Here is a 17,177-nt window from a genome sequence, read left to right as displayed (position 1 = left end):
TTATAGCCTCTTTTTTAAGATAGTGGGGGCGATTTTGTGCAAATCTTTGACAAAAGGGATTTTCTTAAACGCATGCTTTTCTTCTGTTTCTTTTAATTCTTCACCCTTGCCCTGCTCATAGCCAATTTTTGCGAAATTGAAAGTGTCTTTTTCATCCACTCTTGCGCTGTCTCTCTGCTCTTTGCCCACCACTTCTCGGTATTCTTTACCAAAAATTTTATCCACTTCATACCATTGAGCGAATTCATCGCCTTTGAGTGGATAAGAACGCAATAAAGGGTGGCCTACCCAATCATGCGGCATGATAAGGCGTTTCAAATAAGGGTGTTTGTCAAACACAATACCAAGCATGTCATACGCTTCCCTTTCGCTCCAATTAGCCGAGCGGTATAAAAAACTCAAAGAATCCACGCTCTCATTAGGCAACAAAACGCACTTCACGCGCACCCTACGGCGGTTCTTACAGCTATCGCTAAAACCCACAAATTGATAAAACAATTCAAAATGCCCTTTTTTAGCACACAAATCTATCGCGCTCATTTCGCTCAAACACTCATAACCCAAATGCCTTAAAGTCGTAGCGACAGAAAAAATATCGTCTTTTTTGATCCAAAACACAGCCGTGTTAGTCTCTATGTATTTGTCTAAAATCTCATGTTTGTAAGAAAGGTGGTTGTAAATGACCTCATAAGCGCTGCCCTCTAAATATTTTTTAGGGGTGGGTTCTATGATTTTATAGGGGTCATGCTGGCGCGATTGTTTTTGCACATCTTCATAGGGGGATTGTTTTCTTACCATCACACTAACCTTTTAGGAGCGTCTTGTTTGATCGCTTTAGAGCGTCTGATTTTATCTTGCAAAACCATAAGAGCGTATTGCAAAGTTTCTGGGCGTGGCGCGCAACCGGGCAAATAAATATCCACAGGAACAACCCTATCCGCTCCTTGAACGGTCGCATAAGTGTTAAACATCCCACCCGTGTTAGCGCAACTCCCCATAGAAATCACCCATTTAGGCTCAGGCATTTGATCATAGAGCCTACGCATAAATTCGGCATGTTTTTTAGTGAGCGTACCAGCGATGATCATCACATCCGATTGCCTAGGGCTCGCTCTAAAAATCGTGCCAAACCGGTCAAAATCAAACCTTGAACCCCCTGTCGCCATCATCTCAATCGCGCAACACGCCAAGCCGTAAGTTAAAGGCCAAAGCGAATTAGAACGCCCCCAATTCAATAATTTATCCAAAGTGCTTAGAACAACCGGTGCTTGTTGCATTATTTCACCTCTAATTTTTGCCAACTCAAAGCGTTTCGCTTTAAAGCGTAAATAAAACCAATGGTTAAAAAGAAGACAAAGCCTAGCATTTCAACGAGTCCAAACAAGCCTAATTTTTTAAAATCAATCGCCCAAGGGAACATGAAAACGATTTCTACATCAAATAAAATAAAAAGCATGGCCATGATATAGAAATGGTGCGACACTCTATTAGGCTGCTTGAGAGCCACAGGCCCGCATTCATAGGGAGCGAGCTTGAGCTTTTCGCCCTTTTTTTGAGCCATTTTACGGCTTAAAAACCTTTGAATCCTTAAGGTTAAGTTAAACACCCAAAAGGTGAATACTAGCAAAACAAAAACGCCAAAATAGGGGTGATTCAATGCTTCTGTGGCTTGTTGCATCAGACTCTCAAACTCCTTTAATTACTAGCAAATGATGAAGCCAATTAAACCATGTTTTTGCTAATCGTTAGCTGAAAAAATAAAAATTATTTTAACATTTCTTAAGAAGCCATTTCTATGAGTTTGGGCATTAAATCTTGCATGGCATGCACTGCGCTTTCATTAATGCATTGGACATTCTGGGGCAAACGGGCGTTTTTAGCCTTAGGGTCAATGTAATAAATGAGGGCGTCTTTGCTCGCATGCGTGTAGAGGCCAGCGGCCGGATAGACTTGCAAAGAAGTGCCAATGATGATTAAAAGGTGTGCTTGTTTGACTAAAGAAATCGCTTCTTCAAGCAAAGGCACCTCTTCGCCAAACCACACAATATCAGGGCGTAATTGCGAATCATCCTGGGCGAGATCGCCTAAATTCAAGTCCTTTTCCCACCTATAAACTAAATTAGGATCTTTCTCGCTGCGAACGCTTAACAATTCCCCATGCAAGTGCAAAATGCGAGAAGAACCCGCTCTTTCATGCAAATCATCTACATTTTGGGTGATGATATTAACTTGATAGTGTTTTTCCAATTCCGCTAAAGCCTTATGGGCTTTGTTAGGATAAACTTCAAAAAGCTGTCGGCGCCTTTGGTTGTAAAAATCCAACACCTTTTGCGGGTTCTTTTTCCAACCATAAGGCGAGGCGACTTCCATGATGTCATGCCCTTCCCACAAGCCATCAGCGTCCCTAAAGGTTTTAATCCCGCTTTCTGCTGAAATGCCAGCCCCACTCAAAATCACTAAATTTTTCATGTTTCCTCCTTGATGGTTTCAATATGAGTGCCGCTGAGTTTGTCATGCAAAAAAAACTTAAAAATAAAAGGCGTAACAAACCCTATGAGTAACCCCATGCTCAACACCCACAAAACAAAGCGCCACAACGCTAAAAAAAAGCCCACTTTTTTGCCATTATTTTTGACTAATTTAAACCGAGCGTAACGCATGCCAGGGCTTTGGGATTTAAAAGCGATAAAAAAGCTGTGCGTTAGGGCGTAAAAAAGCAGGCACAAAAAAATCGCGCTCTGGTTTTCCCTAAAATCCTTCGCGCTCCCTAAAATTACATAAGTCATTATATAAAGCATGGGGGTATAAATCATAAAAATATCGGTGATGAAGGCCTTTAAGCGTAAAGAGAGATTCAACCCTTTTAAAGGGCTTTCTAACGCTTGCTTTTTTTTTGGGGTTTTATTTTTTTGGTTTTTTTAGTTGCCACGACTTCCTGGTTTTATAGCAACGCTACTAGCGCATAAAGGGCAAGAGCTAGGCTTGTGCATGTCAAAAACAAAATCTTCTAAAGCAAATAGGGGCAAATGGCTAGGCAAACACGCGCCCTCTTGGGCTTTTAAATGAGAATGGGTGCGCTTGCAAATGCCCCGATTAGCTAAAGCGCCAAAAGCCACGATTTGAGCGCCCTTTTCTTCTAAAACTTTAGCGCATTCCATAGCGGATTTTCCCGTAGTGATAATGTCCTCACACACTAAAATTTTTTCGTTTTTTTTGACTTCAAAACCACGCCTTAACGCCATGATATTATCCACCCTTTCAGTGAAGATAAAACGCACGCCCAAAGCCCTTGCAAGCTCATACCCAGCCAAGATCCCCCCAATAGCCGGCGAGCATACGCATTCAATATTCAAATGAGCTTCTTGGATTTGTTTGGCTAATTCTAGCGCTAATTGTTCGGCTAGTTTGGGATCTTCTAAAACTTTAGCGGATTGCAAATAATAATTGGAATGGAACCCGCTACTGAGCAAGAAATGCCCCTCTAATAGCGCTTTAGCGTTTTGATAACATGCCTTAATATCCATGGTTTAGACCTTTAAGATCGCGTCTTCTTTGTTTTTCACGCTTTCATCAATTTTTTTAATGGCTTCATCGGTGATTTTTTGAATCTGCTCTTGGGCTTTTTTGCTTTCATCTTCGCTGATTTCTTTGTCTTTTTCTAATTTTTTCACCTGGTTGTTGGCGTCTTGGCGGATATTCCTTACAGCCACTTTAGCCTTTTCGCCCATCGCTTTGGCGTCTTTTGCGATGAGTTTTCTTTGCTCGGTTGTCATGGGCGGGAAAAAAAGCTTGATCGTTTCGCCGTCGTTATTAGGATTGACGCCAATATTGGCTTCTTGAATGGATCTTTCAATTTCTTTGAGCAGGTTTTTTTCCCATGGGCTGATTTGAATGGTGGTCGCATCCAAGCTCATCACGGATCCGACTTGATTTAATGCGGTGGGCGTGCCGTAATAATCCACTTTGATGTGATCTAAGATATTGACTGAAACTTTCGCGCTCCTTAGAGTGGAAAAATCCCTGTTTAAAGCTTGAACGCTTTTTTGCATTAGATCTTTGGTTTCGTTATAAATGGCTTGTAACATTATTTGTCATCCTTTTTTTTGGTTGGTATGGGCGTTGGTTTGTGTTGCATGCGTTTTAGGCTTTTGGTGGGTGGTTGGGGGCGTTTTTGTATTCTCTTTGGTTTTTTCAACACCCTTTATACCATTCTCTTTGGCGTCATTTTTTTCATTTTTTTCATTCTGTTTGGGGCTTTCAACAGAAGGCGTTTTGGCTGGCTCTTTAGGGAGTTCGTTAGGCGTTTGTTTTGGCGTTAAAGGGTTAGTGGGGGCTTGTTCTAAAGGGTTGAGCGTTGGGTTTAATGTGGGATTAAGCGTAGGGTTAAGCGTGCCGGTGGCAGGGACTAAGGGCGAAAGCTTAGTTTTAGTTTCATCTAAAATGCTTTTGCCGTATTCTTTGTTGTAAAAATAGCCCAAAGCGATGGTGTTGATGACAAATAACAACCCTAAAAACATGGTCAATTTCGCCATAAAGCTTGCGGGCCCTTTAGCGCCAAATAAAGACTCGTTGCTCCCGCTATAAGCCCCTAAGCCGATGCTAGAACTTTTTTGCAACAAAACCACCACCACAATCAATACCGCTAAAACAATTTGTAAGCCTAACAGAGCGCTTGTCATAAACACTGATTCCTTAAATCCCTAAAATTTAGAAAAAATTACGCTTGATCTTATCTAAAATTTGCTAAGAATACACTAAAATTTAGTTTTAATTTCAAGCGTAGTGCGTTAAAGGCGGTGGTTTGGACTCTTTTCATTCATTTAATCAGCATGCATTCAATCAGCATGCATTCAATAGGCATGCCAAAACTTATCACCTCTTTGCTCATATCCAGCAACAAATCGCTATCTGTCTTGTTCAATTTTTAAAACAAAAACGTTACGCTAAAGTTTTGGATTTAGGATCAGGGAGTGGGGCTGTTTTTAACGCTTTAGAGCGGCAAAATATTGTGATTGAAGACTTTATCGCTTTGGATAATTCTATGAACATGCTCAAATTACACCCCACGCATTCTATTAACATTCAAAAAATCTCTTTAGAGCATGCGGATTTTGAAGAACATGTTTTTTGCGATTACGATCTGGTTGTGTCCTCTTCATCTTTGCAATGGGCAAGGGATTTAAAAAGCGTTTTAGAAAAAATCGCTCTTTCTAGTCAGGAGGTGGCTTTAGCTATCCATACGGATTTTAGTTTGCATGAAGTGCATGAGTTTTTAGGCACGCCTTCGCCTTTAAGGGATCTTAAAACGCTCAAATCCTTGATCAAAAACGCTTTTAAAAATTTTCAAATAGAATTAGAAAACAAGCGCTTCGTTCTTTATTTCAACCGCAAACAAGATGGCTTGAATTACCTTAAAAAATGCGGTCTTTTAGGGGGTTCAACGCTGAGTTTCAAGCAAAAAAAACATTTTTTTCAAAACATGGCGTTTGAAAAATTGAGCTATGAAGTGTTACTCTTTTCTGGGATCAAGCGTTCTTAAAAACTAAGATAAATTAAAATATTAAAATTAGGTGGTTACAATAACACTAACTAAAACAACGAGAAACAACATGCAAAAAAAACGAGTCTTTTCAGGCATCCAACCTACTGGGCAAATCCATTTGGGCAACTATTTAGGAGCGATCAAGCATTGGGTAGAGATGCAAGATGAATATGAAAACCTTTTTTGCGTCGTCAATTCGCATGCGATCACCCTACCCATAGATCCTGCATTTTTAAAATCCCAAACCTATGAGTTAGTCAAATTGCTTTTAGCTTGCGGGATTAATCCTAAGCAATCGGGGTTATTCATTCAAAGTGAAGTGGATGAGCACCCGGCTTTAGCGTGGCTATTAAATTGCCAGGTGTCTATGGGGGAAATGCAACGAATGACGCAATTCAAAGACAAGTCTTTAAAAAACCCTAAAAGTGTGAATGTGGGGCTTTTCAATTACCCTATTTTAATGGCGTCAGATATTTTATTATACCAAAGCGATTTAGTGCCAGTGGGCGAAGATCAAAAACAGCATTTAGAGCTCACGCGAAACATTGCAGAAAAATTTAACAGGGATTTTGGGAACTGCTTTAAAGTGCCAGAGCCTTTGATCGCTAAAGTGGGGGCAAGGGTTATGGGGCTAGACGATCCAAAAGTGAAGATGAGTAAATCGCATCAAGGGGTTAACCATGCGATTTTTCTTTTAGATGAGCCGGACATTATTGTAAGGAAAATCAAAAAAGCGGCCACTGATTCTATGGGCGTTATTGCCTTTGATGAAAAAAGAGAGGGCGTTTTTAACCTTTTAAATATCTACATGCTTTTAAGCAATGAAAGCCCAGAAAACATAGAAGAGCGTTTCAAAAATAAGGGCTATGGGGATTTTAAAAAGGAATTAGCTGAAGTAATGATCCAGGCTTTAAAACCCATCCAAGAAAGATACAAAGAAATCAGCGATGATGAGGTGAAAGCCGTTTTAAATGGCGGCGTAGAAAAAGCCAGGCCTTTAGCGCAAATGACTTACCAAAAGGCTAAAGAATTGATGGGGTTGGTTTAGATGAAAATTTTAAGTTTATGGTTAGGGGTGTTTTGTTTCCTTAAAGCTACGCCTTATTTATACTTGGGCGAAGAGCCTAAATATAAGGAGAATTTCACGCATTTTGAATACGCTAACCCTAACGCCAGAAAAGGCGGTGTCTTAAGAAATGACGCCATAGGGACTTTTGATAGCCTTAACCCTTTTGTGCTCAAAGGCACTAAAGCCGAAGGTTTGGATCTGATTTATGACACTTTAATGGTGCAAAGTTTAGACGAACCTTTTGCCGAATACCCTTTGATCGCTAAAGACGCAGAAGTGGCTAAGGATAACAGCTATGTGATTTTCACCTTAGACAAAAGAGCGAGATTCAGCAATAACGCTCCCATTTTAGCGAGCGACGTGAAGTTTAGCTTTGATACGATCATGAAATTAGGATCGCCTATTTATAGGCAGTATTACCAAGATGTTAAAAAGGCGGTTATTTTAGACAAACACCATGTTAAATTCATTTTCAAAACCACTGAAAATAAAGAGTTGCCTCTCATTTTAGGGCAGTTGCAGATCTTTTCCAAAAAAGCGTTTCAAAAGGATTATTTTGAAAAAAACCCCTTACTCATTCCTGTTTCTAGCGGCCCTTATGTGATCGCTTCTTTTGATGTGGGCAAGAAAATCACCTACCAAAGAAACCCTAATTATTGGGCGAAAAATTTGCCTAGCAGAAAGGGGCAATTCAATTTTGATGAGATCAAATTTGAGTATTACAAAGACGAAACCATCGCTTTACAGGCTTTTTTAAGCGGGGCGTATGATTGGCGTATTGAAAGCACGGCTAAAATTTGGGCTAGGGGCTATGTGGGGAAAGCTATGGATAATAAAAAAATCACTAAATACCTCATAGCCCACAAAATGCCAAGCGGCATGCAAGGGTTTTTCTTCAACACGCGCCGGGAAATTTTTAAGGATAAAAGGGTTCGTGAAGCCTTGTTTTATGCGTTTGATTTTGAATGGGCGAATAAAAATTTGTTTTTTTCGCAATACAAACGAACCACCAGTTTTTTCAGCAACTCTGTTTATGCGTCCCCTCCACTCCCAAGCCCTGAAGAAAAAGTTCTGTTAGCCCCTTATGAAAAGAGTTTAGATGAAAGGGTTTTTAAAGAGCCTTATGTCGTGCCTAGAACCGATGGGGCTGATGTTTTGGGCGATAACTTGAGGGAAAATTTAAAATACGCCCAAAGCCTTCTAAAAAGCGCGGGCTTTTCTTACAAAAACATGCGTTTAGTGGATAAAAATAACAAGCCGTTTAGTTTCACTTTGCTTTTAAACAGCCCGGCCTTTGAAAGATTAGCTCTGGCTTTTGCTAAAAACTTAAGGGTGTTAGGGATTGAAATGAAAATCCAAAGGGTGGATTTAAGCCAGTATGTCAATCGGATCAAAAGCTATGATTTTGACATGATTGTAGGGGTGATTGGCCAATCGTCTTTCCCGGGTAATGAGCAGCGCTTTTATTTTGGCTCTTTGAGCGCTAAAGAAAAAGGCACAAGGAATTATGCGGGAATCTCTAGTAAAGCGGTAGATGATCTGATTGAAAAAATCATTAACGCTAAAGATTACAAGGAGCAATTAGCCGCCATTCAAGCGATGGATAGGGTGCTGTTGTGGGGGTTTTATGTGATACCGCATTTTTATTTGCCTAATTACAGGATCGCAGCGTATAATTACATTGGCATGCCTGAAATCAGCCCTAGCTATGGATTTTCGCCGTATTTGTGGTGGATAAAAGAAAAGGATCTTCAATGATTGCTTACATCCTCAAACGCTTGCTTTTGATTATCCCTACTTTATTGGCTATCATGACCATTAATTTTTTTCTGATCCAATCGGCTCCTGGAGGCCCCATAGAGCAGATGATGGCTAAAATCAATAACACGCAGTCCAAAGAGATTCAAGGCGTTGTTAAAGAGCACTCGTATAGGGCGTCTCAAGGGTTAGAGAGCGATTTGTTAGAAAATTTAAAAAAACTCTATGGTTTTGACAAGCCCATAGGGGAGCGCTATCTTCTCATGCTCAAAAAATATCTGCAATTTGATTTTGGGGAGAGCTTTTATCGCCAGATTAAAGTGGTAGATTTGATTAAGGAAAAATTGCCGGTATCCATTTCGTTAGGGTTTTTTAGCACGCTTTTGATTTATCTTATCTCTATCCCTTTGGGGATTTTTAAGGCCAAACGCAATAACGAGCCTTTAGACGTGCTAAGCAGCGTGGTGATCATTGTCGCTAACGCTATCCCGGCCTTTTTGTTTGCGGTGGTGTTGATCGTGTTTTTTGCTGGAGGGAATTATTGGCATTGGTTCCCTTTAAAGGGGCTAGTGAGCGATAATTTTGAAAGTTTGAGCGCATTAGGCAAAATCAAGGATTATTTATGGCATATCACTTTGCCCGTTCTTTGCATTTCTTTAGGGGGTTTTGCAAGCCTTACGCTTTTAGTGAAAAACTCTTTTTTAGATGAAATGGGCAAGCTTTATGTACTGAGTGCTAAGGCTAAGGGCTGTTCAGTGGGGCGCATTTTTTATGCGCATGTGTTCCGCAATGCGATTTTGTTAGTGGTGGCGGGTTTTCCGCAGGCTTTTTTAGGCATGTTTTTTAGCTCAAGTTTGTTGATAGAGATTGTTTTTAGCCTAGATGGGTTAGGGCTTTTAGGGTATGAAAGCATTGTGAGTAGGGATTATCCCGTTGTGTTTGGTTCGCTTTATATTTTCACGCTTTTGGGTTTGGTAGCGAGTTTGATAAGCGATTTGCTCTGCGTGGTGATTGACCCTAGGATTGATTTTGAAAAGCGTTGAGGGTAGGAATGAAAAATGAGATGAAATCTTCTTTAAAACTTTTTATGCGGCCTTTGTTGGTGGTTTTGGCGTTCATGTTGTTGTATGCTTTAGTGCATGCTATGCTTGGTTTTTATGTGAAAAAAGACAGCGCTCCAATAAGCCCAAATGTAGAAAAAACCGAGACAGAGAGCCAAAACGGCGCGCTTTCGCCCAAACAAGAAGAAGTCAACACGATCACAACCGCTACAGAAGAAAACCCCACTAAAGACACAGCGCCACCTTTAGAAACGACCGCACAAGAAAAAGAAACTAAACAAGAGATTAAACAAGAGCAAGAAAAAGAAAACGAGCCTAAACAAGACAGCGTCTCGCCCACTCAAAACAATCAAAAAACCCCTACAACCCCCTTAATGGGAAAAAAACCTTTAGAGTATAAAGTCGCAGTCAGTGGCGTGAATGTGCGCGCTTTTCCTAGCACAAAAGGTAAAATCTTGGGATTGCTTTTAAAAAATAAAAGCGTGAAGGTTTTAGAAATCCAAAACGATTGGGCTGAAATTGAATTTTCTAATAAAACAAAGGGCTATGTGTTTTTAAAACTTTTAAAAAAGGCTGAATGAAAGAATAATGAAATTAAAATCGTTTGGGGTTTTTGGAAATCCCATTAAGCATTCCAAATCGCCCTTAATCCATAACGCTTGTTTTTTAACTTTTCAAAAAGAATTAGGGTTTTTGGGGCATTACCACCCCATATTACTCCCTTTAGAAAGCCACATCAAAAGCGAGTTCTTGCATTTAGGATTGAGTGGGGCTAATGTAACCTTACCCTTTAAAGAAAGGGCGTTTCAAATTTGCGATAAAATCAAAGGTATCGCGCACAAATGCGCTTCAATCAATACGCTTGTTTTGGAAGATGATGAGCTTGTGGGTTACAATACTGATGCTTTAGGTTTTTGGCTCTCTTTGGGAGGTGAGGGCTACCAGAGCGCTCTGATTTTAGGATCTGGGGGGAGCGCTAAAGCCCTAGCGTGTGAATTGAAAAAACAAGGCTTACAAGTGAGCGTGTTGAACCGCTCTATTAGGGGATTAGATTTTTTCCAACGCTTGGGTTGTGATTGTTTCATGGAGCCTCCTAAAAGCGCTTTTGATTTGATCATTAACGCCACTTCAGCGAGTTTGAATAACGAATTGCCTTTGAATAAAGAGGTTTTGAAAGGGTATTTTAAAGAGGGCAAACTCGCTTATGATTTGGCGTATGGGTTTTTAACGCCCTTTTTATCTCTGGCTAAAGAGTTAGAAATCCCTTTTCAAGACGGGAAAGACATGCTCATCTATCAAGCCTCTTTAAGTTTTGAAAAATTTAGTGCTTCTCAAATCCCTTATTCAAAAGCGTTTGAAGTCATGCGAAGTGTTTTTTGATGCAAGGGTTTTTAAGAGGCCTGTTTTTTGGGGTTAAAAAGATCCCTAAACGATTCGCTCCCCTAGTAGAAAAGGGCGTTTTAAAAGAAGCGCTTCAATCAAACAAGGATCGCTATTTTTTAAAAGAAGGCTTTGATATAGGCAAAGTTGAAAAAGTAAAAGATAAGGCGTTTTTCATTTCTTTGGCGAAAAATTACCCTAAAGACCCTTTAATCAAAAACTTACCCCCCTCTTTTAAAACAGACGCTTGGATTTTATGCCAAATAGAATGTTCTAAAAAACGCCCCATAGCCTTTTTTAAAGCCGCGCTTTTCAATGCAAATCACACGATGATAGCTTACTTGGCTAAAGAAAAAAACCAGATTGTGGCTATCCCTTTTAAAGAGCCTTTTAAAAAACCTATTTCTTTAAAGCACAGCCAAAGATCCTTACTAGAATTGCCCAGGCATTGCGTGGTGAAGATCGATCTTAAAAAGCGTGAAATCAGCGAAATTTTAGGGGCTTTAGAATACCCTTTAATAGATGAGAACCTTTCTTTAAGCCTTTTTGACAGGGTTAAGGATTTTTCAAAAGATTGTTTGAATTTAGCCCAACATTACGCGCAACTTAAAGCGAGCGATTTTAAAGACAGGATCAATTATTCTCACCTCCCTTTTATCACCATTGACCCCAAAGACGCTAAAGATTTTGACGATGCGATTTTTTATGATCAAGAAAAAAGGGTTTTGTTTGTGGCGGTTGCTGATGTGAGCGAATTTGTGCCGAAACATTCTAGTTTGGATAAAGAAGCTAGGCTTAGGGGCTTTAGCGTGTATTTCCCTAACAGCGTCTATCCCATGCTGCCTTTGAGTTTGTCTCAAGGGGCATGCTCATTAAAAGCGTTTGAAAAACGCCTGGCTTTAGTGTATGAAATCCCTCTAGATAATTTGAAAAACGCCCGATTATCTCAAGGCGTTATTGAAGTTAGGGCTAATTGCACTTATGAAGAAATCAATCATTTTTTAAGCGCCCAACAAAGCTCTTTAGATAAAGATTTGCAGCAAAGCCTTTTGGGGTTTTTAGAAATGGCTTTAAAGTTAAAAAAGGAGCGTTTAAAAAAAGGGTTTAATTTCAATTCGTTTGAAAACAAGCTGTATTTAAATAAAGAAGGGCGTATAGAAAAAATTGAAACGCAAACAGAAAGCGATGCGCACACCCTCATAGAAGAAGCCATGCTCTTAGCCAACCAATCTAGCGCAGGGTTATTAGATGAGCATTTTCACAATAAGGGGATATACCGCACCCATAAAGAGCCCAGTTTGGAGCAGCAAAAACGCCTTTACGCCAAGCTTTTTGATTATGAGATTGTTCGCCCTAAAAACATGGGCTTTTTCCCTTTTTTAGAGCATGCTTTAAAGATAGCCAAAGAAAAGAGTATAGAAAGAGAAGTTTCACGCTTAATCATCAAGTCTCAAAATTTAGCCCTTTATAGCCCCACGCAAGAAAGCCATTTTGGTTTGGGGTTTATTAGCTATACGCATTTCACTTCGCCCATTAGACGATACAGCGATTTAGCCTTACACAGGCTTTTAAAAGAATTGTTGTTTCATCAAGCTAAAGGCTGCTCGTATCTGTTAGAAGAAACGCCTGAATTATGCGCTGAGTTGAACGCTTTGCAGAAAAAGGCCGCTTTGATTGAAAGGGATTTCATCAAACGCAAATTCGCCCGCTTGGCTTTAGAACTTTTAGAAAAAGAATTTTTGGGCGTGGTTTTGGAGGTTAAAGATTGGGTGGTGGTGGGGTTAAAAGAATTTATAGGGCTTAAAGTTTTAGTCAAAACAAACAAGGTTTTTAAGCCGTTAGAAAAAGTGTGCGTTACAATCACGCATGCGGATTTGATTTTAGGGCAAGTTAGAGGCGAAATCACAGAAAGGATTAAAGAGCATGTATCGTAAAGATTTGGACCATTATTTAAAACAACGCCTCCCTAAAGCGGTGTTTTTGTATGGGGAGTTTGATTTTTTTATCCATTATTATATTCAAACGATTAGCACGCTTTTTAAATGCGATAACCCTGACACAGAAACTTCGCTTTTTTATGCGAGCGATTATGAAAAAAGCCAGATTGCGACCCTTTTAGAGCAGGATTCTTTATTTGGAGGGAGCAGTTTAGTCATTTTAAAACTGGATTTTGCGCTGCATAAGAAATTTAAGGAAAATGATATCAATCTTTTTTTAAAAGCCCTAGAGCGGCCTAGCCATAACAGGCTCATCATAGGGCTTTATAATGCTAAAAGCGACACCACCAAATACAAATACACTAGCGATACTATCGTTAAATTTTTCCAAAAAAGCCCCTTGAAAGATGAAGCGATCTGTGCGCGCTTTTTTACCCCTAAAACTTGGGAGAGTTTGAAATTCTTGCAAGAAAGGGCTAATTTTTTACATTTAGACATCAGCAGCCATCTTTTAAACGCTCTTTTTGAAATTAATAACGAAGATTTAGGCATTTCGTTTAACGATTTAGACAAGCTAGCGGTTTTAAATACGCCCATCGCTTTAGAAGACATTCAAGAATTAAGCTCCAATGCGGGGGATATGGATTTGCAAAAGCTCATTTTAGGGCTTTTTTTGAAAAAAAGCGTTCTTGATATTTATGATTATTTGTTAAAAGAGGGCAAAAAAGATGCGGATATTTTAAGGGGGTTAGAGCGGTATTTTTACCAGCTTTTTTTATTTTTCGCTCATATTAAAACGACCGGTTTAATGGACGCTAAAGAGGTTTTAGGCTACGCTCCTCCTAAAGAGATTGTAGAAAATTACGCTAAAAACGCCTTGCGTTTGAAAGAAGCCGGCTATAAGAGGGTTTTTGAAATTTTTAGGTTATGGCACCTTCAAAGCATGCAAGGGCAAAAGGAATTGGGCTTTTTGTATTTGACTCCCATTCAAAAAATCATTAACCCTTGAAAAATACTGGAAGGTATTTCTTAAAATTTAGGTTCAATACTTTAATAAAACCAAATTTAATCCAAAAACAAGCGAAAGCAAGGTATAATTGAAAGTTTTTTAGACCTTGCTCTTTTTTAGTAAAAAAAGGGCTATACAACCACAAGGAGAATGGATGAGGCATTATGAAACGATGTTTATTCTCAAACCTACTTTAGTAGAAGAAGAGATTAAATCCAAAATTGAATTTTACAGAGAAGTGATCACTAAGCACCACGGCGTGATTGAAACGAGCCTGGATATGGGCATGCGTAATTTGGCTTATGAAATCAAAAAGCACAAAAGAGGCTATTATTATGTGGCGTATTTCAAAGCGGAGTCGTCAATGATTTTAGAGCTTGAACGATTGTATCGCATCAATGAAGATGTGTTGCGTTTCATTGTGATCAAATACGAAAGCAAGAAAGAAGTGGAAGCGTGGCATGCGTTAGTGGATAGGGCTAATAAAAAGCCATCACACACTAAAGAAAAACACGAAAAAACCGAACACACGCATTCTCACCACACAGAGGAAGCAGAAAGCGTAGGATCTCATAGCGAATAAGGGCTTATCATGTTTAATAAAGTGATTATGGTAGGGCGTTTGACAAGGAATGTGGAGTTGAAATATTTGCCTAGCGGTTCGGCTGCGGCTACAATAGGTTTAGCCACAAGCAGGCGTTTCAAAAAGCAAGACGGCACGCTAGGCGAAGAGGTGTGCTTCATAGATGCGCGTTTGTTCGGGCGAACGGCTGAAATCGCTAACCAGTATTTGAGTAAGGGTTCAAGCGTTTTGATAGAAGGGCGTTTGACTTATGAGAGCTGGATGGATCAAACGGGCAAAAAAAATTCCCGCCACACTATCACAGCGGACTCGTTGCAATTTATGGATAAAAAGTCAGACAATCCCCAAGCAAACACTATGCAAGATAGCGTAATGCATGAGGGTTTCAACAACGCTTATCCCGCTAATCATAACGCTCCCAGCCAGGATCCTTTTAACCAAGCCCCAAGTTATGCGCAAAACGCTTACGCTAAAGAGAATTTACAAGCACAGCCGTCCAAGTATCAAAACAGCGTGCCTGAAATCAATATTGATGAAGAAGAAATCCCCTTTTAAGGGTTAAAATTAAGGAGACATTATGGAAAGAAAACGCTATTCAAAACGCTATTGCAAATACACCGAAGCTAAAATCAGCTTTATTGACTATAAAGATTTAGACATGCTCAAGCACACGCTATCAGAGCGCTATAAAATCATGCCAAGAAGGTTGACAGGCAATAGCAAAAAGTGGCAAGAGAGGGTGGAAGTAGCGATCAAAAGAGCCCGCCACATGGCTTTAATCCCCTACATTGTGGATAGGAAAAAAGTCGTGGATAGCCCTTTTAAACAGCACTAAATTTTTGATTAGGGCTAATAGGGGGCATGCCCTTTTAATCTTATTTAATCTTATTTAATCTTGGCTTGGCTTTTATGGAGCGCTAGCGGTAAAAACGATAAAAAGCCTTTTTAAGACAAAATGAAAAAGCTTGATTTTAGCGGTGATTTCTTAAGCGTTATTAGTGGGAATGTTATTTTAAAATACCCCCTTAAGAGTCTTACAACCAAAACTAAAGCGATCCCATTTAAAATATCCCCTTAAGAGTTTTATAACCAAATTCAAAACGATCCCAGCAAGCAATCAAACCCCCATTTTATCCCTATTAAACCCTATTTTAAAACCTTTTTAATAATTGAGAATAGTTCCAAAACACCCCAAAATCTTTTTTTTTTTTTTGAAACAACAAAACGCCAAATTAGCGCAAAAATCTTATCAATTCATGCTATATTAACGAAATCTTGTGATAAGATCTTATCATTTTAAAAGACTCACCTGACCATTTTAATTTCAAGGAGAAAACATGAAAAAACACATCCTTTCATTAACCTTAGGATCGCTTTTAGTTTCCACTTTAAGCGCTGAAGACGACGGCTTTTATATGAGTGCAGGCTATCAAATCGGTGAAGCCGCTCAAATGGTGAAAAACACCAAAGGCATTCAAGAACTCTCAGACAATTATGAAAAGTTAAACAACCTTTTAACCAAATACAGCACCCTAAACACCCTTATCAAGCTCTCTTCTGATCCGAGCGCGATCAATGGGGTGCGTAACGATCTAGGCGCAAGCGCGGCTGGCTTGCTCAATGACAAAAAGAATTCTCCCGCCTATCAAGCCGTGCTTTTAGCCATCAATGCGGCGGTAGGGTTTTGGAATATCGTGGGTTATGTAACGCAATGCGGGGGGTATGATAAAAATAGTGGTGCTTCTCCAACGCCAGGGATTCAAACCAACTTTAACAACGAGCCAGGATACAAATCCACTCAAATCTCTTGCCAATTTGGCAATTTACCGGCTGGAGTCCAAGGGCCTATACCTATTGAGACTTTTAAAAAGCTCAACGAAGCCTATCAGATCTTGCAAACGGCTTTAAAACAAGGCTTACCGACACTGAATCAAAATAATAGCACAGTGGATGTAACTTATAGTTATACTTGTTCGGGAGAAGGGAATAATAACTGTAAGATAGAATTAGCGAATGATAAAGAACTTGAACAAGTAGGGGGAAGTGAAACCACAACCCAAACCATAGATGGCAAACAAGTGAGCGTTACCACAAAATCAGGAGTCGTTCTTCATGGGGAAACATATAACGGGAAAAAATGGGAAGGTGCATCCTACACCGAAATCACCAACGAATTGAAAGGAGTCCCCAATAGCGCGCAAGCGCTGTTAGCGCAAGCGAGCACGCTCATCAACACCATCAACAGTGCATGCCCATGGTTTACGGCACCTTATCAGATGAATAATGGTGCACAGTGGAAATGGAATCCTAATAGTGGGGGAGGGGGTATGTGTGGCGCTTTTAAGGAAGAAATCAGCGCGATCCAAAAAATGATCACGGACGCTCAAGAGATGGTCAATCAAGCGAGCGTCATTAACAGCAATGAACAAACAACTCCAATAGGAGGCAGTGGGGGTCAGCCTTTCAACCCTTTCACAGACGCCAAATTTGCTGACGGCATGCTCGCTAATGCACAAGCGCAAGCCAAAATGATCAATTTAGCCGATCAAGTGGGGAACACTATCAACCCAGAGAAGATTAGCGGGAACTTCCAATATTTTGTTGAAAAGTATTTAGCTACATGCAATAACCCTTATGGTAATGGCACATACGGCACGCCATCCGGAACGGTTACTTCTAACACTTTCGCTTCCGGTTGCGCGTATGTGGGAGAAACCATAACCGCTTTAAACAACAGCATCGCGCATTTTGGCGCTCAAGCCGAACAAATCCAACAAGCCGAAGATCTCGCCTACACTTTAGCAAACTTCAGCAGCCAATACAAAAAGCTAGGAGACA

Annotated in this window: 19 protein-coding genes and 1 pseudogene; 12 read left to right on the top strand and 8 right to left on the bottom strand. The window is 40.0% G+C overall.

Features of this window, described 5'->3' with window-relative positions; all coding sequences use genetic code 11:
* The 8 genes and pseudogenes from QU01_RS02660 to secG form a co-directional block, all read right to left on the bottom strand.
* Positions 1–798 carry an NADH-quinone oxidoreductase subunit C gene (locus tag QU01_RS02660; RefSeq protein WP_001900492.1) on the bottom strand — a complete coding sequence of 266 codons (798 nt, stop codon included), beginning with the start codon at positions 796–798 and terminating at the stop codon, positions 1–3.
* A complete protein-coding gene (locus tag QU01_RS02655; RefSeq protein ID WP_001183511.1) occupies positions 798–1,277 on the bottom strand; it encodes a NuoB/complex I 20 kDa subunit family protein in 480 nt (159 codons plus the stop codon). Before QU01_RS02655 ends, QU01_RS02660 begins: the two co-directional genes overlap by 1 nt.
* A complete protein-coding gene (locus QU01_RS02650) occupies positions 1,277–1,678 on the bottom strand; it encodes an NAD(P)H-quinone oxidoreductase subunit 3 (RefSeq protein WP_001183540.1) in 402 nt (133 codons plus the stop codon). The genes QU01_RS02655 and QU01_RS02650 overlap by 1 nt, the downstream gene beginning before the upstream one ends.
* 101 nt (positions 1,679–1,779) lie before the next feature.
* Positions 1,780–2,469 carry an SIR2 family NAD-dependent protein deacylase gene (locus QU01_RS02645; protein WP_033762077.1) on the bottom strand — a complete coding sequence of 230 codons (690 nt, stop codon included), beginning with the start codon at positions 2,467–2,469 and terminating at the stop codon, positions 1,780–1,782.
* A pseudogene (locus QU01_RS02640) lies at positions 2,466–2,918 on the bottom strand (RDD family protein); the annotation flags it as partial. The gene QU01_RS02645 and the pseudogene QU01_RS02640, both read right to left, overlap by 4 nt.
* Positions 2,919–3,524 (bottom strand): orotate phosphoribosyltransferase, encoded by a 606-nt coding sequence (pyrE, locus tag QU01_RS02635; RefSeq protein ID WP_033762081.1) that lies wholly within the window; start codon positions 3,522–3,524, stop codon positions 2,919–2,921.
* A 3-nt stretch (positions 3,525–3,527) separates the two neighbouring features.
* Complete coding sequence (gene frr, locus QU01_RS02630) at positions 3,528–4,085, bottom strand: ribosome recycling factor (protein WP_033762083.1); 558 nt, start codon at positions 4,083–4,085, stop codon at positions 3,528–3,530.
* A 6-nt stretch (positions 4,086–4,091) separates the two neighbouring features.
* Positions 4,092–4,679, bottom strand: coding sequence for a preprotein translocase subunit SecG (gene secG, locus QU01_RS02625; protein WP_033762085.1), 588 nt, complete (start codon positions 4,677–4,679; stop codon positions 4,092–4,094).
* A 122-nt stretch (positions 4,680–4,801) separates the two neighbouring features.
* Between secG and QU01_RS02620 the strand changes: the two genes are divergently transcribed.
* The 12 genes from QU01_RS02620 to QU01_RS02565 form a co-directional block, all read left to right on the top strand.
* Positions 4,802–5,539 carry a methyltransferase domain-containing protein gene (locus QU01_RS02620; RefSeq protein WP_033762087.1) on the top strand — a complete coding sequence of 246 codons (738 nt, stop codon included), beginning with the start codon at positions 4,802–4,804 and terminating at the stop codon, positions 5,537–5,539.
* Positions 5,540–5,609: 70 nt separating this feature from the next.
* Entirely contained in the window at positions 5,610–6,590 is a 981-nt protein-coding gene (trpS, locus tag QU01_RS02615; protein WP_033762089.1) for a tryptophan--tRNA ligase, read from the top strand.
* Positions 6,591–8,369, top strand: coding sequence for an extracellular solute-binding protein (locus QU01_RS02610; protein WP_033762091.1), 1,779 nt, complete (start codon positions 6,591–6,593; stop codon positions 8,367–8,369).
* A complete protein-coding gene (locus QU01_RS02605) occupies positions 8,366–9,412 on the top strand; it encodes a microcin C ABC transporter permease YejB (protein ID WP_033762092.1) in 1,047 nt (348 codons plus the stop codon). Before QU01_RS02610 ends, QU01_RS02605 begins: the two co-directional genes overlap by 4 nt.
* An 8-nt stretch (positions 9,413–9,420) precedes the next feature.
* Positions 9,421–10,011, top strand: a complete 591-nt coding sequence (locus QU01_RS02600; protein ID WP_033762094.1) for an SH3 domain-containing protein — start codon at positions 9,421–9,423, stop codon at positions 10,009–10,011.
* A gap of 7 nt (positions 10,012–10,018) precedes the next feature.
* Complete coding sequence (locus tag QU01_RS02595) at positions 10,019–10,810, top strand: shikimate dehydrogenase (RefSeq protein ID WP_033762095.1); 792 nt, start codon at positions 10,019–10,021, stop codon at positions 10,808–10,810.
* Positions 10,810–12,744, top strand: coding sequence for an RNB domain-containing ribonuclease (locus tag QU01_RS02590; protein ID WP_033762097.1), 1,935 nt, complete (start codon positions 10,810–10,812; stop codon positions 12,742–12,744). Before QU01_RS02595 ends, QU01_RS02590 begins: the two co-directional genes overlap by 1 nt.
* Entirely contained in the window at positions 12,734–13,756 is a 1,023-nt protein-coding gene (gene holA / locus QU01_RS02585; RefSeq protein WP_033762098.1) for a DNA polymerase III subunit delta, read from the top strand. Before QU01_RS02590 ends, holA begins: the two co-directional genes overlap by 11 nt.
* Positions 13,757–13,910: 154 nt before the next feature.
* Positions 13,911–14,339 carry a 30S ribosomal protein S6 gene (gene rpsF, locus QU01_RS02580; protein WP_033762101.1) on the top strand — a complete coding sequence of 143 codons (429 nt, stop codon included), beginning with the start codon at positions 13,911–13,913 and terminating at the stop codon, positions 14,337–14,339.
* 9 nt (positions 14,340–14,348) lie between these two features.
* The gene (locus tag QU01_RS02575; RefSeq protein WP_033762103.1) at positions 14,349–14,894 is read left to right on the top strand and encodes a single-stranded DNA-binding protein; all 546 of its coding nucleotides are present in this window, start codon (positions 14,349–14,351) and stop codon (positions 14,892–14,894) included.
* A 22-nt stretch (positions 14,895–14,916) separates the two neighbouring features.
* Positions 14,917–15,174: a 30S ribosomal protein S18 gene (gene rpsR, locus QU01_RS02570; RefSeq protein WP_000440196.1), complete on the top strand. Its 258-nt coding sequence runs from the start codon at positions 14,917–14,919 to the stop codon at positions 15,172–15,174.
* A gap of 502 nt (positions 15,175–15,676) precedes the next feature.
* Positions 15,677–17,177: SabA family sialic acid-binding adhesin (locus QU01_RS02565; RefSeq protein WP_033762105.1), on the top strand; the 1,501-nt coding region annotated here is incomplete at its 3' end.

This window comes from Helicobacter pylori SA221C (genome assembly GCF_000476855.1).
In the GTDB taxonomy this organism is placed as follows: Bacteria; Campylobacterota; Campylobacteria; order Campylobacterales; family Helicobacteraceae; genus Helicobacter; species Helicobacter pylori_DK.
Note: the sequence above shows the minus strand (reverse complement) of the source record. Positions and strands in the feature narration are given on the sequence as shown.